The organism is Nostoc sp. WHI (assembly GCF_015714725.1).
Taxonomy (GTDB): Bacteria; Cyanobacteriota; Cyanobacteriia; order Cyanobacteriales; family Nostocaceae; genus Nostoc.
The window spans coordinates 1-23,504 of sequence record NZ_WBKM01000293.1 but is presented as its reverse complement, the minus strand read 5'-3'; the positions used below and the strand labels follow the sequence as shown (position 1 = coordinate 23,504).

The following is a 23,504-nucleotide window of genomic DNA, read 5'->3' as shown; positions in this document are numbered from 1 at the left end:
CCTGCTCCCCTGCTCCCCTGCCCCCCTGCTTTACATTTGGGGTGCTATCACCCTAGATGTTGCTGGGAAACAAATGACGGAATTGGCAGATTTAGCGTCTGCTGGAGTTGTTGGTTTTAGCGATGGTAAACCAATGGATAATTTGGCGCTGGTGCGGCGAGTGTTAGAGTATCTTCAGCCGTTGGGTAAACCAGTCGCATTTTGGCCAAGCGATCGCCAATTAGCTGCAAATGGTGTCATGAGAGAAAGTTCAGAAGCACTTCGTTTAGGTTTACCGCCAATACCCGCCAGCGCTGAAACCACTGCGATCGCCTCTTTGTTAGAATTGGTTGCAGCTATAGGTACACCAGTCCATATCATGCGTGTCTCTACATCTCGCAGCGTGGAATTAATCGCCTCAGCAAAAGCTGCTGGTTTACCCATCACCGCCAGCACCACTTGGATGCACCTTTTACTTGACACTAAAGCAGTTAAGAGTTATAGTACCAGCCTCCGTTTAGACCCGCCTTTAGGAAATTCTAGTGATGTGGTAGCGTTGCGTGCAGGAGTGCGTGCGGGTGTGGTGGATGCGATCGCTATTGATCATGCACCCTACAGCTACGAAGAAAAAGTCCAGGCTTTTGCCGAAGCACCTCCCGGAGCAATTGGTTTAGAGTTAGCATTACCCTTACTGTGGCAGTATCTCGTTGAAACTGGAGAATTTACAGCTTTAGAATTATGGCGGGCGTTGAGTACCAAGCCAGCAGAGTGTTTGGGGCAAAAATTGAGTGCGATCGCTCCTCATCAATCGGCAGAACTAACTTTATTTAATCCCCAAGAAACCTGGAAAGTCGAACGGAAAAACCTTCATACACTTTCTAGTAATACACCTTGGTTAGGACAACAACTTAAAGGTCGTGTTGTACAAACTTGGTGTTAGTGTCCACCTTTGATAAGTGATACCACTGACATTCCGCAGGTTTAGTTTCGTTCTCATTTTTCAGTGCAACATAGGTAATAGTTGCAATTTGGAATTTTAAATTATTTAATTTTGCTCATTTAAATAAGAAAGATACGTATTTGCCCAAATCGCAGCTTGAGTGCGATCGCGCAAATTCAACCGATTTAAAATATTCGTAACATGATTTTTTACCGTCCCCTCAGAAATGTAGAGTTGGTGAGCAATTTCTCGGTTACTAGCGCCTGTAGCAATTAACTGCAAAACCTCTTTTTCTCTAGGAGTAAGTTCAGCTAAATTAGATGGTATTGGCGGTGATTGGATTGGTGCACCATTAGAAAACTGAGTCAATAGTTTTTTAACTATTCCTGGGCCTAGTTGAGTGTATCCTTTATGAACGGCACGAATAGCAACAGCTAATTCTTCTGAGGGCGTATCCTTCAATAAATAACCCATTGCTCCATTTTGCAACGCTGCTGACACATATTCATCATCATCAAAAGTCGTCAGTACTAAAATTTTAGTTTTGGTAAAACGTTTTTGAATTTCCCGCGTGGCTGCAACTCCATCCATAATTGGCATTCGGATATCCAGCAATACTACATCTGGCTGAAATTGTGCAACCAAATTAATCGCCTGTTCACCGTTTTCTGCTTCTCCCACTATTTCTAAATCTGGTTCTAGTTCCAATAATGCTCTTAATCCTTGACGAATTAAACTTTGGTCATCTACTAATAAAACTTTAATCATCACAACCTCGTTAAGGGAATATTAACTGTAATTTTGCAACCAGAACCAGGAGCGCTGTTAATATTAAAATCACCTCCAAGTGCTAAGGTGCGATCGCGCATACTATGAAGTCCAAAACCAGTAGTATTTTGCTTTAAATCAAAACCTCTACCATTATCCTGAATTATCAATTGTAAATTTCCTTTTGTCGTAGCGAGTTCCAGTTTAACCTCTGTTGCATACGCATATTTAGATATGTTTGTCAAGGATTCTTGAGTAATCCGATAAATAGCGCTATTGATTTCAGGTGGTAGAGCATATTCCAGGTTAATTTTATAAATTGGTAAAATGCCATTTGAGCGGTGAAAATCTTCTGAAAGAATAGCGATCGCCCGTTCTAAAGACTGTTCTTGCAAGGGATTAGAACGCATAGTAGAAACAGATTGACGAACATCTTTTAGCGCTTTTGAACCTAATTCCTTTGCTGTTGCGAGAAAAATTTCAGCCTTACCTGGGTTAGATTGCCACAGTTTTAAAGCGGTTTCTAATTGCAGATTTAAAGCAGTCAGAGAGTGTCCTAATGAATCATGAATTTCACGAGCAATCCGGTTACGTTCTTGTAAGGTAGCTTGATTTTCAATTCGCATGGCATATTCACGCAGTTTCTCGTTAGCGATCGCTAGCTTTTCTCGACTGTGCCGTTCGGATAATACTGCATTCATCATCAACAATACAAAAACTAAACTTAAGCCGAATACTAATGACCAATTCAAGCTAAAAAAGCGAAAGCGTTCTTGCGCCTGTGGTGATGATTGAAAATTGAATAACTGATATTTTAGTTGTGTAGTAAGTAGAAATAAAGTAAATGACAGACTTGTAATAAACAAACGCCCAGGTAAATTAAAAATTAGGCAACTGCGAGTCACTAAAATTATGTAAAGAAAGGGGAAAAGGCGAGCAAATCTCTCACCAAAAAGTCCAATTATTAAAATCAATAAAATTTCACTAGCTGTATAGATTACCTTAGTAGTACGATTATTATTGGGTAATATTAAGCCCATTAACGCAAAAATAATCAGACTATAAATTGACATATCTGGCAATATGCTACAAACTGACCAGTCTGGAAATGTATTACAAATTGATAGTTCTGGAGGTTTAGGACGAAATCGCCGTAACGGAGGTGGTATAACTGCTATCAATGCAGTAATCGCTAGTAGCGTCCACTCCAGATAAAGCAAAGACGGAAAAGGATGTTTCTTAATTTGAATTGGACGACTCATCAGTCGCTTCCCTCCAGTTATGAATGGGTTAACTATTTATTGTCAGTCACCTTTGCAAAAATTGAATCATGACTAAAGTCATGGGTAAAACCATGACTTTCTCCTCATGTGACTACTGAAGATAAATTCTTATGATGGTGATATCAAAACAGAGAAAAACCACGAGATAATTAATGAAACTCAAGACATTATCGCTAATTGCTGGAGCGATCGCCCTAAGTTTAACTGCAACCTCCTTTGCTGTTGAAGCACAAACAGCCTCTCCTTCACCCGTGCTACTTGCACAAACTCCACAAAAACAATGGGGCCCTTGGCAAGAATTGAATCTAACAGATGCCCAAAAAAGCCAAATTCAGGCAATTCGCCAGAGTAGCCGCGCCCAAATGCAAGCAGTTTTTACTCCAGAACAAAAGGCAAAGTTAGAGGCCGCCAAGCAAGCGCGTCGAGATCAGCGCCAAGCCGGTCAACAGCAACCAGGGCAACGTCCAAGAAAGGATAAGTTTGCTGATTTAAATCTGACTGAAGCACAAAAAACCCAAATGCGACAAATCCGGGAATCAGAGAAACAACAAATCCAAGCAGTGTTAACCCCCGAACAGCAACAAAAACTAGAGCAATTCCGGGAGAGCATAAAACAGCGCCGTCAACAACGCAATTCCCAATAATTTTCAATCTTTTAAAAAATACTTAATCAGTCTGAGGTGGGCAGTGTTGCCCATCTCATCCCAACATAAACTATGATGCAACCCTTTGCTGGTTCCTCAAATCCCACTCCTCGGCTGCAACAGGTTTTAGATTTACTCGATCGCATATCTGAAGCACAGGGACAAAATGTTGCCCCAATTGTGGATATAGAAAAATTGCGTTTCCTCCCTACTGGCACTTTTGGCAGAACTTGGGCAAATTTTCTCAATGAACACAACTTAAAACCATTCACCACAGGTAGCCGTCGTAAACAACTCCATGACGGGGTTCACGTCCTCACAAGTTATGGCACTGACCCCATTGGTGAAGCAGAAGTACAGGCATTTTTATTAGGAACAAAATTTAGCATAACTAACTTGATGCTGGGACTAGGATTGTTGCGAGTCATCCATAAAAACCTCAATTCTCGACAACAATTTAGCTGGGATAGACTTTGGCAAGCATACCAACGCGGTTGTCACTCCCACTTTGACCCAGATACTTGGCAACCAGAATTACTTTGGCATGTACCGTTGACTAATGTGCAGACATTGTTTTTCATAGCCAAGAATTAAAAAATTATATAGACTTCTTGCAGAAGATGGGAAAGGGGAAAAAATTCTATCCCCTTTCCCTTTCCCTATTTCTACGCCCAATGGATAGACTTTCAAGCTCGTTATGAGTTATGAGTTATGAGTTAATTAAAACTCCTAGCTATTTCAAAATGTCCAAAGAATTCGCAATTGGTAGTAAAGTCCGGGTTGTGGTACTACCGCCCTACATCAAAACTGCTGAATCTATGCCCACGCTACGCCCCCCCGATGTGATTCATATTGGCGAAGAGGGTATAGTTATTGACCGTCGTCCCGGTGGATATTGGGGTATTCACTTTGCTAAGGGAGCCTTTCTCTTAGATAGCCAATACATTGAAAGTACAGATACCCCTCCCGAATCTCACTTAGAGTAAGATTTGCAGCAACCAAGAATTGTAAGCTTGTGTAAAGTTGTAATTTTGGTCTGCACCATGATTTCCCGCCGCACTTTTTTAAGCATATTATTTGCCAGCTGTATTTCTATCATCAGCTGGCTGAATTTTACCCCTGCTGCTGATGCCCTTGGTGGTAAACTTCCTGCAATTAATCAACCCGCACCAGAGTTTACTTTGCCAACTAACACAGGCGATGGTAAAATTTCCCTCTCTGACTTGCGTGGTAAATGGGTAGTCCTCTACTTTTATCCCAAAGACTTCACCTCTGGTTGTACTATAGAGGCTCGTCGTTTTCAGCAAGATTTACCCCAATATCTTGAAAAAAATGCCCAGATTATTGGTGTAAGTGCTGATGATATTGATTCTCACGCCAAATTTTGTGATTCAGAGGGACTAAAATTTCCACTGTTAGCTGATACTGATGGTTCAGTGAGCAAAACTTACGGTTCATGGCTCGGCTTCTTATCTATGCGCCACAGTTTTATCATCGATCCTCAAGGCATCTTGCGCGAAACTTTTGTCAAAGTCAACCCAACTGTTCATAGTTCAGAAATCCTAGCACGATTGGAAAAGTTACAATCCGCAATTTCTTAGACGATTAGCCTAATACCAATTTGAAAAAACAATGGGACAAATATAGGACTATGATTTGATTTCTGAAAAAACTCCGTACAGCTCAAAGAGCATTCTTTCCCGTTGCCTCTTGCCTCTTGCCTCTTGCCTCTTGCCTGCCTACCCAGATAAGTTCAAAAATCAAATCGGATTGCTATAGACCATTGGTAATCTCAACATGAAAATGAATTTGATGCCTGTCGCTTCCAGAAAAAGTTACAGGCATCAGTATTATCTATTCGATTCCCTTACGAGTTTTCGTAAGCTTCCCGACTATCCATCCCGCAGATACAACTACTCTGTATCTATTAAATATTGATGCTTTGAGGAATATTGGTAGGAAGCAAAAACTCGTAAGGTATTATCCTATCACCCTTACTATTACTATTTCTCTGGTTAATTTGTTGCTCAATGTCTTTTAGGTTTGTCTGAAATTTCTCCAAAGGCGATGTTACATTTGGATCTGTAAAAGCAGATGCGGAATAATTGCCTAAATTTGTGTAGTAGATAGAGCCAAGTAAATAAAGTAAATTTATCTGATTTAGTGCTTGGTCTAGCGGCGGTAGCCCATTTATGAAATTCTCTGGCTGCTGGGGATCTACAGGTGCAGGTAAATAACGGGCTAAAGGAAATGCTGGTGTATACATCATCAGTTCCTTTTGGGGAAAATTAACAGCAGCGTGTTGAGCGCTAGCCGTAAAAATAATCGTCGAGACAGCTTTCACTAAATAATCTAGCGTTTTAATATGCCCTTGTCCATCGTCACCAAAATTTTGTAAGCGGCCTCCTTCATTGGAAATCAATGTAGATGCCCAAGTCTGTAAATCTTGATCTTCAAGAACTGATTTATCAGTGGTGTAATAGAGACTAAAATATTCCTTAACCCAACTTTCAATAGCCTCCCAAATCAGTAACCCGTCATCTCTATAGGGGTAAGTAGGTAGTTTGCTAGCATCGTCAACACCGCGACTTGTTAAAGTATCAGGAAAGGCAATATCATTAAAGTTAAACAGGTAGCTTTGCGCTCCATTAGCAGCTAGAGTTTGGTCACTGCCAATACTACTAGCTAGCAGCTCATCTACACCACCCCCTGGGGCAATTAAGGATGTATGAGCGCCATAATTAATCAGTACAGTACCCTCAAGATGAGGTTTCAGCAGGTTTTTTAGATTGTGGTTGTCAGGCAATTGATTAGTTGCCACAACAAAAGGCTCAACCACTAAGTGAGTACGGCCTAAGTGACTGACTAACTCGTGATAGTTGCTATCTGCCATTTGTACAATATTCTTGGCAGTCATCCACGTATCTGCGTCAGTAACAGTAACTAAGGGTGTAAATAAAATCCAATTATTACTAATTGAAGTCTCTTGGTAACTAATTGCTACTGGGAATAAAGAGCGAATTCCATAGCCACTTGGTGGTACTGCAAATAGCGCTAAAGGAGCAGAAATATACTTTTGTTTTTGAGGGAAAGTGCCATTTACCAAGGTATCTAACAGAGTATAGTCTGCTAAATAAATTCGACCCTCAGCTAGTGCGTTGTTTAGAGTATCTGAAACTCCATAGAAGTTAGCAACATCAGAGTATTTGTCTTCAGTTAGTAGTAAACGCAAATCTAGTTGTGCTAGCTGCTGTAGCATAACTGGGTTGGGGCCAGCCACCTGCATATAAGCAAAATATTTATCTTCTTGAAAGTGATAAGAAATATCCGGCTTGGCTATAACTTGAAATTGTTGGTTGTAATTTTCAAGGCTAGAAAAAGCAGGCTTTAAACTGGAGGTTTGATACTTAGCTAGTTCTGCTAATTTAGCCGTGGATTTAATTATTTCCTTAAGATTTTGGATTTTCGGCTCTTCACTTAATTCTTCTAAATTTAGGGTAAACTTTTCTGCATTTTCAACTAATAAACGAGCTATCTGTCTGTCAATTTCTTGAAATTCCTCATCAATTGAAAGGTGAGTAATGCTTTCTGTTTGTTTAGCAAATCTAGCAACCGCAAGTTGCTCATCAACTTTCTGAGATTGGTTAATTTCTTCTAAACTTGATTTCAGTTTCAAAAGAATAGCACTTAATTCTTCTTGAACTTCTGGCTTGTTTATTTCGTTACCAATTGCATCTAAGGAAACGGCAATTATTGATTTCAAGAAATCTGGTTGGGTAATTAAAAATTTGTTTAACTGAGTAACAACTAATCGGATTACTACTGCAATTACCCATTTGACGTTGGGAAGTTCTTCTTTAGGAAGAAGAGGTATAGTAATACCTGCAATTGGAAATTGAGGTACATCTGTTATGGCTAAAGGATTTAGATAATCGTAGTTGTATTTATACGTAAAACCTTTCAATACGGCTTCACGTAATTTCACAAGTGAGTATAACAATTTAAGCAAATCTACTATATCTAAGATTATACTTTTCTTATTTAAGGTAGATGAAGAATCTTCAGTGTTAATCTGTGACATGATTTTCCTGTTTGTTAATTTACCGAAATTTGCGGCTATTTTAGTCTTGAAAATGGGATTTAGGCAATTTTTGCTTTTTACATAGCAATTATACTGCTATTAGCAGCATTTCGATAACACTGCAACGTTCCTAGACTTTTCTTGTGTTCAATGCCAGTCCTTCTAGGCTTGAAGGCTTCACCTAACTTATAATTGCGATCGCCAACAACTTTTTTAGCGTAGTTTCATTTGTGTAGTACGCTCTTAAGGGACTTCCAAAAAATAAAATCAGCAATAAATAGAATAATAATCGTTTTCAAGGTGAGGGAAGAGCAGCCATTGGCTGCTCTTCCCCAAGTTGTAGTAAATTCAATTTAGGTTCAAAATTTGAGGTGTTTCAAGTGTCGATACAATTAACTGATTCATTAAAAAATCTCCTTAAAGAAACAGCAAATCATTAAAAAGTGCTACAAGACGGGGGTTTGAATTTTTTATTCCTTTAACGCACAATAAACCCATATTTTTTTAGTACAGTCTTGGCTTGACTGCCAGATAAAAATTGCACAAATTCCTTGGCAGCAGCAGTATTTTTACTGCTTTTAATTACTGCCACTGGATAGACAATCGGTGAGTGAAACTTATCATCAGCAGCAACTACAACTTTTACCTTGTTGGAGATTTTGGCATCAGTTGCATAAACTAAACCCGCTTCGGCGTTACCACTTTCTACGGCTGCTAAGACTTGACGCACATTGTTAGCAAAGACCAATTTGGACTTGACTTGATCATAAATTTTCAATTTCTTTAAGACTTGCTCCCCATATTGACCAGCAGGTACACTCCTGGGTTCACCGATCGCAATTTTCTTAATCTTATTATCTGTTAAATTGTAGAAGCTGCTGATGCCAACAACATCTTGAGCCACAATCAAGACTAGACGGTTATTTGCCAGGTTAGTACGGCTACCTGGTAGCAACAGTCCTTTTTGTTCCAAGGCATCCATTTGTCTTTTAGCAGCAGAAATAAAGATATCTGCTGGCGCACCTTGCTCAATCTGTTGCTGTAAAGCACCAGAAGCCCCAAAATTATAATTAATATTGATATTTGATTTACTTTGTTGGTACAGAGGCTTAATTTCTTCCAGCGCTTCTTTTAAGCTGGCGGCTGCGGACACGAGTATACTGGTGTTTGACTGTGCGATTACCGAAGAAGGAGTAACCAACGGTAAACCAATTGCTAGAAGCAAGCCAGCAAGTATTATACCCAAAAAGCCAAAAATTTGTCTTCTTTTCATAGAACTTTTTTTACTAAAATTGATGCTAGGTAGAATCTTAACAATAATACCAAGATTTTACCAACTACATCAATAAAGCTATGCTTAGAAAAGAATAAGGGTGGGTCACATTCCAAACCTCTCCACAAGAAAGCATTAAATAAATGCGTAAACCGGACTGCGGACATATTTCCCAGACCGGTTTACCATACTGTAGATTATGAAAGCACTGGTTGTGCTTCCACTTTCTCAGCTTTGTTCTTCAAGATGGTTGGTAATTCACTGCTGAACACCTCACCTTCAACTACTTGCGATCGGAAACCATCGGGTCCAACTGGAACATCCCCCGTGATCGTCGTGCGATAAAGGACGCGCTCAACTTCCAGGTGATCGAGATCCTGAGGAGCTAAATGCGAGGTGGCGCGATTGTCCCAGAAGGCAATGTCACCGTTGTTCCAACGGAAGCGGGTGGTGTAGGCAGGCTTGGTGATCTGGTTGAAAAACAACTCAAGCAGCAGGTCGCTTTCTTGTCGTGATACGTCAAGAATGTGCGAAGTGAAGCCAGGATTTACGTACAAAGCTCGTTCACCTGTCTCAGGATGAACCCGTACCACTGGGTGGATTGAAACCAAGGGATTGGCTGCAATACGCTGGGCGATCTTGCTGTTGCTGGGTAGACTCAAGCGCGCATTGAAACGATGTTCGGCTTTCAATCCGTCTGCTAGCGCCCGCAGAGGTGCTGATAGACCCTCATAGGCTGCAACCAAGTTAGTCCACTGTGTGTCACCACCAAAGCTGGGGACGTTAACAGCCCGCAAAATAGATGCCGCAGGTGGGTTGACAACTGCTGTCACATCAGTATGCCATCGGCTCTCGTAGCTGGAACGCCGCAGACCGTTGCGCCGCTCGTAACGGCTACGATCAATCGGTAGAATTTCTGAGAAGCCTTCAATTGGCTCATCCTCGTGGGGATGTGCGTAGGTGACTTCGCCGAAACGAGCCGTAAACGCAATCTGTGCAGCATGATCAATGTTTTGACCACGAAAGAACACGACTTTCCACTTCAATAGTGTTTGACGAATTTCTTTGACTGCATCATCGTGCAGAGGACGCGACAGGTCTACGCCACTAATTTCAGCACCGATGAAACCGGCTACCTGTTTGACTTCAATGTGTTTGTTGCTCATGTGAATTCTCCAGAGTTTGATCCTTATAACGGTGTTCGCACTCGTCTGTTTCCTTTGGTCTAATGCCTAGATACCAAAGGAAGCGATCGCAGTTGAAAATCATCATACTATAAATCTATCAAATTACCGTAGTATAAAGTCGCCATATTTTAAACTGCTGGAATCACAAGCTATCGCAAACCTTTGAAAAGCAAAAGCTTATCTGCCCAAACCCGATCTGTTTTATGTAAAGCCGGAATGGGTTCTTGTCGATAATCAATTACCAAGTCGTACCGTGCTTGGTTGTAAATTTGCCACAGCAGACTTTGGGCTAACAGTGCGTTTCATTATGCCGTTTGAAGCTCCGTTGCTACATTCTCTTTCATGCAATCTTTGATTATCTGCTCAAAATGTCTACGACGATACCGAAGAATAACTACTGAAGGAAGTTTTGTGTCTACTGGTTCATAGACTTCGTGATGACTAAAATCCCAAATATGTTTTTCTTGCCCTTCGCACCCTACAGTGTAAGTAGTTGCAAGTTCGTAATGAGCAATGTGTCTTTCAGTTTTCAAAAACTTATCTACTGATTCTTTGGCAGTTAGTGGACTAATTAAAATAACTCCGCTACGCAAATTAGCTTCAGAGTCAGTATCAAAACATGGCATTTCTACAAAATGCGTGCTGGGGTTTTGCAAGAGTTGTTGTTTACTCATTTTATGTTTCTCCTTATTTACCTACACATTCAAAAGTCCCATTCGTTTTTTTGCGAACGTAAGCAAATTCAAGTCCATGTAGACTTACATCTCTTCTACACCAATATCCGCTTGTGCTGGGGTTAGAGACGATCCATAAGTATTTACTATTACCTCGTGTTCAAAGTCTTCCGGCTCTTCGATTTTAAGTACAGAACCATCACTGCTAGAAAATACACGTTTACCATTAGAAGATTGCCAGATGTAATAACTAATTCCACTTACAACTGCAACTCCAATTAATTAACACACAACCTGCGCCAGCAGTTCCAGCACACAGAGCAACCGGAGCCAGAATTGCGGGATTGGCGCTCGTTGGCTTAATACTGGTTGAGACGCAGAAGGACGCGAGAGTGACCCCTACTGCTATTTGCTGTAGAATTTTCATGTTGACCTACTAATGCTAGGTTGACCACGCCCAGGATGTTAACGGCATCGCTGGGCATTTAATTATACGTCAAATTGGGTGTATAACACCTTTGGAGCTAATAGTTTTCCATGCTTCTATCATACAATCTATTGAAAAACGCTGTAATATTAATTCGCTATGAAGATGCTCTTAATTATTAAACGAACCGCCAAGTAAAGAAGGAGTAATAATTAAGTCATTAAGTCGAATATTAGGGATAATTGGTATTGATTCAATTTTCAACCATCTCCAAGAATTGCGCCTCGCTTAACTGTGTAATTCCTAAGGAGAGCGCTTTTTCTAATTTGGAACCTGCATCTTCACCTAACACTAAATAATCTGTTTTTTTACTCACTGAATCAGTCACTTTACCGCCAGCTTTTTGAATCAAAGCCTTGGCTTCATCTCGCTTTAAGGTTGGCAATGTACCCGTAATTACAAAAGTTTTACCTGCGAACTTTTGATTACCTTCATCAACTGTTTTTGTTTCCTCTGTGGCAGTTAATTGCAATCCTTCTGCTTGCAAGCGTTCTATCAAAGTTTGGTTGGCATCAATCCGAAACCACTGGTACACAGATTGGGCAATTTCAGCACCAATACCATAAATTCCTTCAATATCTGATTGCTTTGCTGTAGCTAACTGCTCTACGGTGAAATATTTCTGAGTCAACAATTGGGCATTTACACTGCCAACGTGACGGATACCTAAACCATACAATACCCTTGACCAAGGTTGGTTTTTTGATTGTGCGATCGCATCTATTAATTTATCTGCCGACTTTTTCCCCATCCTTTCTAATGCAGATAATTTCTCTGCTGTCAACTCATATAAATCGGCAACGGAATGCACCAAACCTTTATCAACGACTTGATACACTAACTTTTCCCCCATGCCTTTAATATCTAAAGCATCACGACTTACCCAATGTTCAATGGAACCTTTAAGAATAGCTGCACAAGAAGCATTGACGCAGCGAGTCACTGCCTCACCTGATTCTCGCACCACTGCTTGATTGCAGACTGGGCAATGGGTGGGCATGATAAAGGGTTCAGTGTCAGCCGGACGAAGTTCTTTTAATACCCTCAGTACTTCTGGGATGATTTCGCCAGCTTTGCGGATAATGACAGTATCGCCAATGCGGATATCTAATTGAGTAATGCGATCGCTATTATGTAAAGTAGCGCGGGAAACTGTTGTCCCTGCCAATTGTACAGGGCGCATCTCTGCTAACGGCGTTAATGCCCCCGTTCTGCCGACATTCACAGCAATATTTTCTACACGGGTAGGTGCTTCTTCGGGTGAGTACTTCAAAGCGCTCGCCCAACGGGGGAATTTCTGCGTAAACCCTAGCTGTTCTTGAAGTTTAAAAGAATTCAGCTTCACTACTACCCCATCTGTCATGTAGGGTAAATTCAGGCGTTCTGTATCCCAGTACTCATAATATTCTGCTACTTCTGTTACAGAGTTACATAATTTATGGTTGGGGTTGACTCGAAAACCCATTTTTTCCAACAACTTCAACGCTTCCCATTGGGTATTAGCAATACTGGTGTCATCTCTACCAGGAATGTGCAGGGTGTAGGCAAAGAAATCTAACCGCCGTTTAGCTACAATGCGCGAATCTAATTGCCTGAGTGTACCAGATGCGGCATTACGGGGATTGGCAAATAATTGCTCACCTGCTTTCTGCCTTTCTTCGTTAATTTGTTTAAACACTTCCAACGGCAAAAAAGCTTCACCCCGCACTTCCACCTTTTCCAGAATTTCTAACCCTTCAAAATTCAAACGCAAAGGAATTGAGCGAATTGTTCGCACATTTGGGGTAATATCTTCACCCATTGCTCCATCACTCCTAGTTGCACCCCTGACTAAAATGCCATTTTGGTAGGTAAGAGCCAAGGCAGAACCATCTATTTTTAGTTCAGTGACATATTCTACTGAGTCTATTTTCGGTACTTGTCGCCGCCAACGCTGATCCCACGCTTGCAACTCATCAATATTAAACGCATTCTCTAGACTGTACAGGGGAATGTTATGTCGCACTGAGGTAAATTGTGTATGCCTAAGCTCACCTACGCGCTGAGTGGGGCTATCAGGTGTCGTCAATTCTGGATACTGAGTTTCCAGTTGTTGCAATTCTCGATATAGCTGGTCATAGATTGTATCTTCCATGATTGGAGTATCTAGGACGTAATAAGCATAGCTTGCTTGTTGCAATAACTGGCGCAGTTCTTCTATGCGCTTTCCTTCTGGTTTAATTTGTATCATTAGACTTATTGCAAAATATCTTTAATATGAATAGTCGTATCTATCGTTAGAATTAATATAGTCCATTCAGATAGTATTTTCTCTGGAAAAAGGCTACACGTCCATAGCAGACTGTAAATATTTTGTTTATTTACTTGTATCAATAATTTCGGTTTTTATATGGGAATTATAAGTTTGTAGAGGGGTTGCAATGCAATGTCTCTACTTTTTATGAGACATTTTACTCAGAAGTTAAAAATTTGTGCAATTTCGGTTCTTATCTAGTACAGGCAGATGCTTACTAGCCGCGATCGCAATTCTATGCCAAATTATTGTGATTCCAGCCAAGGCAGATACTCCTGCAATTTCAAATCCACAAACGCCGACAACTGCCCAATTAGCTAATGATTCAGAACTAAAAACTTTTCCTGTGGGATTGAATGTAGGCAACCAGAATGTTAATCCTAGCATTTTGGTGCGTGGTAAAGAAGATGGTTCTCAAGCAATTGATTTCGCAAATTGGCTGTTACCTTATAATGCTGTGATTCAAGGGTTGAAATTAAATGTTACCACTTTGCCTGATGGTCAACTAGAAATGCGATCGCCTGGTGTAGTAACTCGCATTGATCCAAAAAAACTTCGCACCGATCCAGAACTAGGTTTAGTCTTTTCCATTCAAGATTTACAAACTTTATTTGGAGTAACGGCAAAATTTGACATCAGCGAATACGCCATTGTTTTGGATGTTCCTAAGCTCAATCAATCTAGTGGCAAACTAATAGAAACAGAAGCTCCAATTCAATTAGAAGGATTACCACACATTGCACCTCAAAATTTTAGTGTGGCAGCAGTTGAGCAAAAGGTAAATGCTAGCGGTAGTTCTACCAGATCAACAAGTTATAGAGGTGATTTAATTGCTGTTGGCAGTGCTTTTGGTGGTTCGTGGTTCATCCGTACCGATCAACCAAATTTGCAAAATCAGCAAACTTGGAATATTGCCGAAGCGCAGTTTCTTCGACAAACTAATTCAGCTGATTATTTTATAGGTTCCCAGCCAACTTTTTGGCAAACTCAAGGAACAGGAGACTATTGGGGTTTTACATCCATTCAACGACAGGGATTTGTGCCGCCTCAACCCTTCGGTGGTAGTTCTTCTGATCCTCGCCAACGTTTACAAGCAGCTGCTATTGGCCGCACAATTTCCGGCAAGGCTGAACCAGGTACATTAGTAAGGTTAGTACAAGGTTTTGCCGATCGCGTGATTGCCGAAATTTTAGTTGATTCTTCTGGGATTTACCGCTTTGAAAATATTAAAACTGAAAATCAATTTTTAGGCAACAATTACCGGATCTTGCTGTATTCCCAAGGGCGACTTACAGCCCAACCAGAAATTCAAAATGCCACTTTTTCTAGAGTAGCAGGACAATTGCCAGCAGGTGCTTCGGCATTAATTTTTTCTGGTGGATTACGACGGGGTTCTTTTGGAAATCAAAGCCTGTTGGGAAACTTTTCCGACTTTCGAGGGGGAATTGCCCAACGTTGGGGTTTATCGGAAAATCTGACAGTCGGCTTAGGTGGAGTGTACGACGAATCCGCTAAAGCCTTAGCAGAATTATTTTGGCAACCGGCAAACTTGCCTTTGCAGGTAGCAGTTTCAGCACTGACAGATAATGATTGGGATGTAAACACAGATATTCGCTACAATCCATCTCCCAACTTGAGTGCTGCATTTACCAGCGATCGCTTATCTAGCCGTTTTAATCTAGATTGGCGAGTTTTTCCTCAATTAATCTTATTTACCACTACTGACAGCCGTGATGCTACATCTGGCGGAATACAATTTAACTTGAGTGGCAAAGATGCCTTTACCTTTGCCCGTGTCAGCTTAGATACTAAAAACCGCCTGCGATGGAATTTGTTGCAACGCCTCGGCAAACTAGAATTAACACAACGCGGTAACGAAATCAGTACTTTATCGGAACTGACTTACAACTTGTCTCAAAACCGCTTTTCTAATAGTGGCAGCGCCCTGCTGTTAAATTATGAAACACAAAATCAAAATCGTAGCGACAACCTGCTAAGTGTGAGTTGGCGCTATCGTTCACCACAACGAGCGGTTGATGGTAGCTATCAATGGGAAGCACAACTTGGTTATGGCATTGGTTCTCAGGGTAGCGGCCCAGTAGCCACATTATCAACAACAGTTTTACCAGGTTTACTATTACGGGCGCGTTATCGAAGTGTGTCACCGAGTTCTGATGAAGCAACCTTTAGTATAGATTTAGCTTCTAGCCTGAATTTACAAGGAGGTATTACTCCAGGCGATCGCCGTTCTAATTACTTCCGTACACAAGGCGGACTGTTGATTAAGCCATTTTTTGACCGAAACAACAACGGCAAAAAGGATACAGGCGAAGAAGTTTATACAGATAATGCTAATTTGTTGTTGACTTTGAACAATAAACCGCTTAAGTCATTTTCACCACAAATCCAAGGCGATCGCACTTTAGTACGGATGTCTCCTGGCATTTATCGCCTCGACCTTGACCCAGCAGGTTTACCTCCTGATTGGCAAGCTAAGGTTGATGCTTTAGCCGTTGATGTGATTGCTGGTAGTTACACTCTTGTTATGATCCCGCTAATTCGTTCTTACACGCGATCGGGAGTAGTTACAGATGCTCAAGGTAAAGTAATTACAGGTGCACGGGTAGAAGCCATACAACCAGATCAGGAAACTCGGCGTTTTTCTGTTACCAACGGTGCTGGAGTATATTATTTAGAAGGTTTGTCACAAGGTCAGTACAATCTGCAAATCAACGGACAATCTGCTGGTAACTTGAAATTAGAAGAGTCTTCTGAAGCATTCTTAGAGCTGAATTTGCAACAGCCGTCAACTCTCTCCGGGGAAATTAAAAATTACAATCCCGGTAAATAAAAGAGTTGAGATTTAGGGATTAGTAATAAATTAAGCGGCGTTGCATAATGGTTCGTAGTGAGCGATTTATCGCTCAACTCCAAGAATTAGAGCCGCTAACTCATGAATGCTGCTATGTTTCACAAACTAGTCATGATCTGAGCTAATTCCTTAGACAAGTTAACTACAGAATCCTGGCCTTTTTTAAATAAAACACCAGCTAAAAAATAATAATCACCGGAATAAAATGCCATTTTGTGTTTTTGAAGATTTTCTATGTGTTTTTTTACCTTGGGTTCAGAGCTATAGTAGCCGAATTGCAAAGGTAAAACCATGAATTTCTCAACACAATAACCATTTTCTTTTGCTAAATTAAGCGTACTTGTTGGATTAGAATAGCTTGATACTAAAACCAACACATTTTCATAACCTAACGACAAAAGATCATTTGTAACTGTAGCTCCATCTACACCTCCAAATAAGAGTGGCATACAAATATCGTTATCTGGTGCAGGGAGATACGGCGGATTTGCTATAAGATACTCTGCATCGGGTTGAGAATAATTGAACAAACATGAATTATGAATTACATATTTATTATTGAGGTTGTATTCATCAATGTTTGAATTTGCAACTTTCCAGGCAGAAGTGTTTAATTCAAATCCCTGGATCACACTATCAAACTTGTTTCTGAGTAGTGAATTAATCACGGGACTGCCATCCCCTGAGCCAAACTCAACAATAGATTCGGAACTTTTACAATCTCTGATCACAAAGTTTTCTAGGCAGTTGGAGTAGAAATTAGATTCTTCAGGGCAAAAAAATATGTCTTTCATTTGACTGTGGCTCAATGGCAATGTATTATTAAATTGAAAAGAAAATCATTTATTGCCTTGGATTAAGGCAACACAAAACTGTTCCTTTAGCAAAGAATTTATTGCTAAAGAAATCGGTTGCAGAAGAATTAGCAATAAAATGGCTTAGAAATGCCAAATTAAAATGCTAAACAGTAATCTGCTATTTTTGATTGCTAATTTTTGGTATTTCTTACGTGAGTAAAGCGGCTTGTTCTGCTTCGCGGATTGATCGCATTACAGCCGTTGTGGCGCGATCGCCCATTAGTTTCTCTTGGTCATAGCCAAGCACCAATTCCCACGCCTGATCGGGATACTTTTCTGCCAAAGGCAAAGCCACATCATCTAACATCCAACGGCCGTGGCGTTCATCTTCCCTAATGTGCAGTTCCCAATAACCCATGGCCGCCTCTGAGAGTCTCAGCCGTTGCGCTGCTGCTAAATAGTTTCTGTAAGCCGCAGGGCCAGCCACCTCAAAATATGTCAGCGCCCCATTGTAATGTAGGAAATAGCGCTTGCGCTCGGTCGTGAGAAAGTTATGATTACCACAAGCCAGCACTTCCCAAGGCACTAAATCGAAGTATCCTTCTGGTTGAGTGTTCATCCCAAATTCAGTCAGCATTTGGGCAAAAAATGTCGAATGCTTGCGGGATAAACGACCGTTGCCATATTCTTCTAGTAGTACTCGCACCAGCGTACACTGCACTTCATTAGCAGTACCACCCAAAATCCGGGAAAGACGACTACCTTCCACTAAGCCATCAAAGGAAGCGATCGCTAGTAAATGGCTATAACCAACTTCCGTCATTTCCTCACGGATGTAGCGGCTATCCTGCGACAATGGCGGATCTAAATCAGCAGATGCACGCTCAATTAGCGCTTGTTTCACATCTAATTTTTGTAGTGCTGCTACATCTATTTGTGCAAGTTCCCACTTTTGCCAAGCAGCCTCAATTTGGTTCCGACATGAGTATAAATAAGGCGATCGCTCATTGGTATAGTGCCGCAAATCGTCGTACCAAAACAGCTTTAGGCGATTAATGCGATAAAGTATCCGTTGGAGAAAACGGTGAGCTTGTTGATCAGAGCGATCGCTTTGATAAGCCGCGCTAATTGCCCATGAAAGCGTCTGTTCAAACTCACTAGCTCTTGCAGGTTCTACATCAAGCTTATTGTCCAAATCCTCCGTTACCAGAAGTTTTATAAATTGCTCTTCAGCCCGCTCGTACTTGGTAAAAGTTCTTTCTTTTGTTTGTATACTGATTTTCCCAGCCTCAGCACTAGGAAACATAACTAAATTACTTTGCATAGAATATTCGGTAGCTTTGCAAAAGTGAGAAATTAGTTTCACCTCTATATACTAGGTTTCCACATGACTAGCTTTCTGTACCTCTTTCCCTGGTTATAAAGAAAAGATTAAGTCTGGAGGAACATTGGGCATTGGGCATTGGGCATTGGGCATTGGGAATAGAGATGAGTCTTTGATAAGTAGTTATGCAAAATTAAATATACATTGTCATTGCGAATGGAGCGTAGCGGAATGAAGCAATCTCAAAGTCTTGCGATTGCTTCACGACCTTCGCAATGACGATGTATATTTTTGTGTACCTACTTATTCGTGAATGAGTCTTTGATATTCGTGAATGAGTCTTTGATACTCGTGAATGAGTCTTTAATACTCGCTGACGAGTCTTTAATACTCGCTGACGAGTCTTTAATACTCGCTGACGAGTCTTTAATACTCGCTGACGAGTCTTTAATACTCGCTGACGAGTCTTTAATACTCGCTGACGAGTCTTTAATACTCGCTGACGAGTCTTTAATACTCGCAGATGAGTCTTTAATACTCGCAGATGAGTCTTTGAACTCCACTCCTCCTGCCCCCTACGGCACTTCCGACTGCTCGATCGCCTTACTTGGCGGAATCTCCTCAAGAGGAATCAGCGCTTCGATTACCGACTTCACAATTGGCGCGGCGACAGTAGAACCATAAGCACTTTCTCCTTTTGGCTCATCCACCAGTGCGAACACTACATAGCGAGGAGATTCAACTGGCAAAATAGCCACAAAGCTGGTCATTCTAGCCCCCTTAATGTAGCCACCATTCGGACTTGCTTTTTGAGCAGTACCAGTTTTGCCCGCAATGCGATATCCCGGAATTTGTGCCGCCTTCCCACTGCCTTCATTAACAACAGTTTCCATCATTTCCACAACCTTTTGGGCTGTTGCGGCTGAGAAAATTTGGCGTGGGATGGTGCGAGTGGGTGAATCATGCATTTGCCCTTTGCTATCAATCAGCCCCCGAACGACATGGGGTGTAACCAACTTACCGCCATTGGCTAAAGCACCGTGCATTTGCACCAGTTGTAAAGGTGTCATAGAAAAGCCTTGGCCAAAGGAAGTAGTAGCTGGTTCAATTGGCGAAGCGATAAATTCTTCTTGACTTTTGAGCCGCCCACCAACTTCAAAAGGTAAATCTGTATCAACTTTTTGTCCTAGCCCCAGGCGTTCTAGCCAGTTGTAATAGATTGAAGGCTTTAAGCGTTGGATAATTTGCACCATGCCAATGTTGCTAGAATATTGCAAAATCTGAGCAATGTTGATTCGCCCATTCCCATTATTCATCGCATTTTTGATGGTGTAATTAGCTACTCGAATAGAACCGGAGTCATTAAATATATCATCTGCTTTGATGACGCCATTTTCCAGAGCGATCGCCACATTCAAAGGCTTGAAAGTTGATCCTGGTTCATAAAGATCAGCTACCGTCCAGTTTTTGAACAGCGAAATACTAGCCTTAGAGTACTTATTAGGGTTATAAGTAGGCTGAGAAACTAGAGCGAGTAGAGAACCATCCAACGCATCCATGACAATTACCGCCCCACGTTTGGCGTCAAACTTCTCCATCTGTTGTTTGAGCGCAACGCGAGCAATGCGTTGTAGGCGGCTATCGATTGTAAGTTGCAGTCGTAAATCATCAAAATGCAAAAAACCTTCGGGTGCATGATCCGGCATCAAGTCTCCATTACCCGACCGACTGAGCCGCACCGTTTGCACAGGACGTTCTAGCAACTTTTCTTGAGAGTATTCCACACCTGCTTGACCACGACGGTCAACATTCACGTAGCCTACCACGTCAGCAACTAAATCGTCTGGCGGGTAAAATCGGGAGTATTTTTGAATCCACTCCAAGCCATTTAAGCGCAAAGAGGCGACGCGATCGATCATTTCTTCCGGCAAGGCTGCGGTAAGTATAATCCCGCTTTTTTTGCTTTGAAAAGTTTTTACTAATTCAGCAGCATCTTTCGCCAATATTGGCGCAAGACGCTCTGCCATCTCCTCATTAGACTTATCAAACAGCTTGGGATGAGCGTACAAAATATACACAGGACGGTCAATCGCCAATAAATTACTATTGCGATCTACCACCGGGCGACGGGGCATAAAAGGGCGCAAATTTACCATTTGCTGGTTTCGCGCCTTCTGGGTTAACTTTGTCCCCTTGACAATTTGCAGATTATACAAATTGACACCCAACCCTAACCCTGCTGCCATTAATGCGCCCCATACCATGAATAGTCGAGACTTATTGTTCGATGTTTGGTCTTTGATATTAGAGGCCAGTATCCCCAAAAACCCTCGTTTAGAACCCTTCTGTCGCCTTGCAAATGCTGGATTCCGAAACTTTCTGAATTTTGTTCTGCTTGGTGACTTCTGCATTCGGTTCGTCCTTTGTTCTTTGTCATTTGTCCTTTGTCCTTTATCTGAAAACTAATGACCAATGACTATTGACCCTTGACCTTAATATCCCAACGGCGAGGATGTTTGCTGTTGCGTTTCAGAATTTGGCATTGTGTTAGACGATGCTGGCTTGGGACTATGAGACGCTGGAGGCAAAAAAATCATTCCTTGAGGAATTGGCGATACCAGCCCTGCCGTTGGTTGTTCTGCTTCCTCAGCCATTTTATTTTTCAGCGTCGCGTTAGTTGTCGTTAGTAGCCGCTCATGACGTTGGAGGTTTTGTAGTCTGCGGTATGACTGACTCCAAAGCTCTTGGGAATATACCGTCCAGCCATAAGCTGCAAGTGTCGCTGCTACTAACAAGAACGCCAAAACTGACGAATAACGATGAAAAGTGTACAAGCGCAGCAACCATAAAGGTGTCGCTCCAGAATTAGGCATGATGGGAAGGCGAAGAAAACCTACCCTCGGATTCTTCTGGCTCCCACTCGACTGCTCATTGAGATTTGGCACTTGTTGTCTGCCCAACTCTTTCACCGATTTGGGACTTCCTACTTTATTTGTCGAAGAAACCGCAAAATTTTTCGAGGAACGCTGTTGTTTTTGAGAGGATGATATTGGTGTGCCTTGGTTCGGGGGTGTAGAAGCGCTCCGCGCTGCTGAATCCAGACGCGCAGAGCTTCGTCTCCCTAAAGAAAGGAGAGAATCTCGCCGGAACCAAGTACCCCTTGTAGAAACAGCTGATTTACGAGCAACTACCATAAATTTTTTTAGATGGAAAATACTGTATTTTAGATTGATTGTCCTGATTGTCTGTTTTACTTAGGTTAAAATCGCGTTCTGTGCAACAAGTACACATAACAGACTACACCCTTTTAACTGTTCTGATAGGTAGCTGTACCGATGTTTGCATCCCCTAGATATTGCAATGTTTGCAATCAGCGATTAGAAACTGGACAGCTTACCGTTTGGGTATCGCACCTAAAGTATGGCAACGCTGGCAGCAAGGTGCAATACTCTGTGAAAAATAAAATTTTTTGCTATGGTAGCTCGGTTTGCCAGAAAATTCGGTAATTTCCGTTTTGCTCCTAGTTAAGAGAAACTAATCAGATGGCTGTATGATATCTAATCCGAAAAAGAATAGTCCAAAGGATTGTTTTTTTTTAGTATGTAATCTTACAACATTTTAAAAAAGCAATAAATACGGTATCGTATTCAACAGGCGGAAAATTGTTCTAGCCACAATTGGTGAAAGAGGAGTTATGAAAACAAAAATCTTCGGTTTGGCTCTAATGTTAAGTCTGGCTGCAATTCTCGGAGCCTGTGAAGGTGGTGGTGGTGGTACCACTAGTACTCCAGCTGCTACAGGTGAACCAACTGATGCACCTCCTGCTGGGACTACTCCCGCAGCTACTCCCCCTGCTACCCCTAAATAAGGCATCTTAAATTTGGCGTTGCTGAATTAGGTATGAAAATTAATGTTTTAAAAATCTAAAATTTAAATTCTTCGCGTCTTTGCGCCTTTGCGCGAAACAAAATTCATACTGCAATCAGCAACGCCTTAAATTTTAGTTTGAATCACGCCCAGAAGAGCTTAGTGAGAATGCTCCTCGCTACATAGCTTGAATTGATTACGTTCACGTAAAAACCTGCATATCTTAGTCTTGGTGTATGAGAGCTTAGAGCTTGCTCAAATATCAGCTAAGTAGGGTAGCAAGTAGAGGATGCTGGTGATGAAGATTCCGTTCGCAACCAAGTGTCTATCTGAAATTATCGCCTGACCGAACTTTGTTCCAAGTCTAAGCGAGTTGAGTTCTGTAAATCTAAGCCATCTTTTGGACCAGGTATTTCCCTCCTTTGGTATTTGGAATAGCTGAGACTAATGAGTTTTGAGAGGGCAAAACAATTCATCGCGATCGCTGGCAATTGCTCTTGAACATTCCCTGTAGTCTATTCCAGATCAGGAGAGACCTAGTAATGTTATTTGATATTGCCAGATTTTTATTGGGAAAATTTGTAACTTTGGGAATTGGGCATTGGGCATGAGAAAAACAGGTTTTTATTCTGCGTTGTGAACGCAGTTCAGGAGATGGGGAGAGTTGAAGCTAGAAAGGCAATAAAATTACTAGGCTTGATTGTGATTAGTGCAACATTGGTTGTGTTAATTAGCTATTGGGGATCAGCAGTAATAGCATTGCCACCACTAGAGGATACACCAGAAGAAATATTACGGACACAGATTATTATAGAAGCGCGATCGCCCATTGATGGCAAATTCCTGACAGCTGCCGAATACGCCCAATTGCAAGCGCAGCTACAAGAGGCCCCGCCACCAAAACTAGACCCGAAAATTCGAGAACAGATTTTCTTGCTTCGTATACGTAAAACCTTACTTCAGTTTTTCCCATTTTTAAATCTTTGATAAACTACTTAAAAGTCAAAACTTTTCCCCACTCCCCACTCCCCATTC

The 23,504-nt window shown here is 41.5% G+C and carries 21 protein-coding genes; 9 read left to right on the top strand and 12 right to left on the bottom strand.

The genetic code is table 11. The features are described from left to right. The coding region (locus F8S12_RS30335) for a dihydroorotase (RefSeq protein WP_196519970.1) at positions 1-919 on the top strand (919 nt) is incomplete at its 5' end. Between the two features lie 105 nt (positions 920-1,024). On the opposite strand, the gene F8S12_RS30330 is transcribed toward F8S12_RS30335, so the two are convergent. Beyond that, positions 1,025-1,687, bottom strand: a complete 663-nt coding sequence (locus tag F8S12_RS30330) for a response regulator (protein ID WP_196519969.1) — start codon at positions 1,685-1,687, stop codon at positions 1,025-1,027. Then, positions 1,687-2,949, bottom strand: coding sequence for a sensor histidine kinase (locus F8S12_RS30325; protein ID WP_196519968.1), 1,263 nt, complete (start codon positions 2,947-2,949; stop codon positions 1,687-1,689). Before F8S12_RS30325 ends, F8S12_RS30330 begins: the two co-directional genes overlap by 1 nt. Positions 2,950-3,122: 173 nt before the next feature. Here F8S12_RS30325 and F8S12_RS30320 point away from each other — a divergent pair, with 173 nt between their 5' ends. The 4 genes from F8S12_RS30320 to F8S12_RS30305 all read left to right on the top strand — a co-directional run bounded on the left by F8S12_RS30320 (position 3,123) and on the right by F8S12_RS30305 (position 5,215). After that, positions 3,123-3,614 (top strand): Spy/CpxP family protein refolding chaperone, encoded by a 492-nt coding sequence (locus F8S12_RS30320; protein WP_196519967.1) that lies wholly within the window; start codon positions 3,123-3,125, stop codon positions 3,612-3,614. 72 nt (positions 3,615-3,686) lie between these two features. Next, positions 3,687-4,208 carry a Coq4 family protein gene (locus F8S12_RS30315; RefSeq protein ID WP_230968374.1) on the top strand — a complete coding sequence of 174 codons (522 nt, stop codon included), beginning with the start codon at positions 3,687-3,689 and terminating at the stop codon, positions 4,206-4,208. Between the two features lie 149 nt (positions 4,209-4,357). After that, on the top strand, positions 4,358-4,600 hold the full coding sequence (gene sipA / locus F8S12_RS30310; RefSeq protein WP_196519966.1) for a regulatory protein SipA: 243 nt from the start codon (positions 4,358-4,360) through the stop codon (positions 4,598-4,600). A gap of 57 nt (positions 4,601-4,657) precedes the next feature. Further along, positions 4,658-5,215, top strand: coding sequence for a peroxiredoxin (locus tag F8S12_RS30305; protein WP_196519965.1), 558 nt, complete (start codon positions 4,658-4,660; stop codon positions 5,213-5,215). A 326-nt stretch (positions 5,216-5,541) separates the two neighbouring features. Here F8S12_RS30305 and F8S12_RS30300 read toward each other — a convergent pair whose 3' ends face one another. The 6 genes from F8S12_RS30300 to ligA form a co-directional block, all read right to left on the bottom strand. Further along, positions 5,542-7,695 carry a lipoxygenase family protein gene (locus tag F8S12_RS30300; protein ID WP_196519964.1) on the bottom strand — a complete coding sequence of 718 codons (2,154 nt, stop codon included), beginning with the start codon at positions 7,693-7,695 and terminating at the stop codon, positions 5,542-5,544. A gap of 478 nt (positions 7,696-8,173) precedes the next feature. After that, positions 8,174-8,968 (bottom strand): molybdate ABC transporter substrate-binding protein, encoded by a 795-nt coding sequence (gene modA, locus F8S12_RS30295; protein WP_196519963.1) that lies wholly within the window; start codon positions 8,966-8,968, stop codon positions 8,174-8,176. Between the two features lie 197 nt (positions 8,969-9,165). After that, complete coding sequence (locus tag F8S12_RS30290) at positions 9,166-10,134, bottom strand: TauD/TfdA dioxygenase family protein (protein ID WP_196519962.1); 969 nt, start codon at positions 10,132-10,134, stop codon at positions 9,166-9,168. A gap of 170 nt (positions 10,135-10,304) precedes the next feature. Further along, positions 10,305-10,433 carry a DUF4058 family protein gene (locus F8S12_RS30285; protein WP_269144861.1) on the bottom strand — a complete coding sequence of 43 codons (129 nt, stop codon included), beginning with the start codon at positions 10,431-10,433 and terminating at the stop codon, positions 10,305-10,307. Between the two features lie 27 nt (positions 10,434-10,460). Next, positions 10,461-10,829, bottom strand: a complete 369-nt coding sequence (locus F8S12_RS30280; RefSeq protein ID WP_196519961.1) for a hypothetical protein — start codon at positions 10,827-10,829, stop codon at positions 10,461-10,463. Positions 10,830-11,509: 680 nt separating this feature from the next. Then, positions 11,510-13,546 (bottom strand): NAD-dependent DNA ligase LigA, encoded by a 2,037-nt coding sequence (gene ligA, locus F8S12_RS30275; protein WP_196519960.1) that lies wholly within the window; start codon positions 13,544-13,546, stop codon positions 11,510-11,512. A 241-nt stretch (positions 13,547-13,787) separates the two neighbouring features. Here ligA and F8S12_RS30270 point away from each other — a divergent pair, with 241 nt between their 5' ends. Further along, a complete protein-coding gene (locus F8S12_RS30270) occupies positions 13,788-16,460 on the top strand; it encodes a carboxypeptidase-like regulatory domain-containing protein (protein ID WP_196519959.1) in 2,673 nt (890 codons plus the stop codon). Between the two features lie 119 nt (positions 16,461-16,579). On the opposite strand, the gene F8S12_RS30265 is transcribed toward F8S12_RS30270, so the two are convergent. Further along, entirely contained in the window at positions 16,580-17,275 is a 696-nt protein-coding gene (locus F8S12_RS30265) for a methyltransferase (protein ID WP_196519958.1), read from the bottom strand. A 211-nt stretch (positions 17,276-17,486) separates the two neighbouring features. Next, positions 17,487-18,602 carry an iron-containing redox enzyme family protein gene (locus F8S12_RS30260; protein WP_196519957.1) on the bottom strand — a complete coding sequence of 372 codons (1,116 nt, stop codon included), beginning with the start codon at positions 18,600-18,602 and terminating at the stop codon, positions 17,487-17,489. Positions 18,603-18,911: 309 nt separating this feature from the next. Here F8S12_RS30260 and F8S12_RS41160 point away from each other — a divergent pair, with 309 nt between their 5' ends. Beyond that, positions 18,912-19,286, top strand: a complete 375-nt coding sequence (locus F8S12_RS41160; RefSeq protein WP_331001463.1) for a hypothetical protein — start codon at positions 18,912-18,914, stop codon at positions 19,284-19,286. Here the strand turns inward: F8S12_RS41160 and F8S12_RS30250 are convergent. Both F8S12_RS30250 and F8S12_RS30245 read right to left on the bottom strand, forming a co-directional pair. Then, complete coding sequence (locus F8S12_RS30250; RefSeq protein WP_196519956.1) at positions 19,178-21,013, bottom strand: peptidoglycan D,D-transpeptidase FtsI family protein; 1,836 nt, start codon at positions 21,011-21,013, stop codon at positions 19,178-19,180. The two genes, F8S12_RS41160 and F8S12_RS30250, sit on opposite strands and share 109 nt — an antisense overlap. Positions 21,014-21,094: 81 nt before the next feature. After that, the gene (locus tag F8S12_RS30245; RefSeq protein WP_196519955.1) at positions 21,095-21,796 is read right to left on the bottom strand and encodes a hypothetical protein; all 702 of its coding nucleotides are present in this window, start codon (positions 21,794-21,796) and stop codon (positions 21,095-21,097) included. 500 nt (positions 21,797-22,296) lie between these two features. Between F8S12_RS30245 and F8S12_RS30240 the strand changes: the two genes are divergently transcribed. Together F8S12_RS30240 and F8S12_RS30235 are read left to right on the top strand one after the other, a co-directional pair. Next, positions 22,297-22,470: a hypothetical protein gene (locus F8S12_RS30240; RefSeq protein ID WP_196519954.1), complete on the top strand. Its 174-nt coding sequence runs from the start codon at positions 22,297-22,299 to the stop codon at positions 22,468-22,470. Between the two features lie 653 nt (positions 22,471-23,123). Continuing rightward, entirely contained in the window at positions 23,124-23,456 is a 333-nt protein-coding gene (locus tag F8S12_RS30235; protein WP_196519971.1) for a hypothetical protein, read from the top strand. The last annotated feature ends 48 nt before the right edge of the window (positions 23,457-23,504 follow it).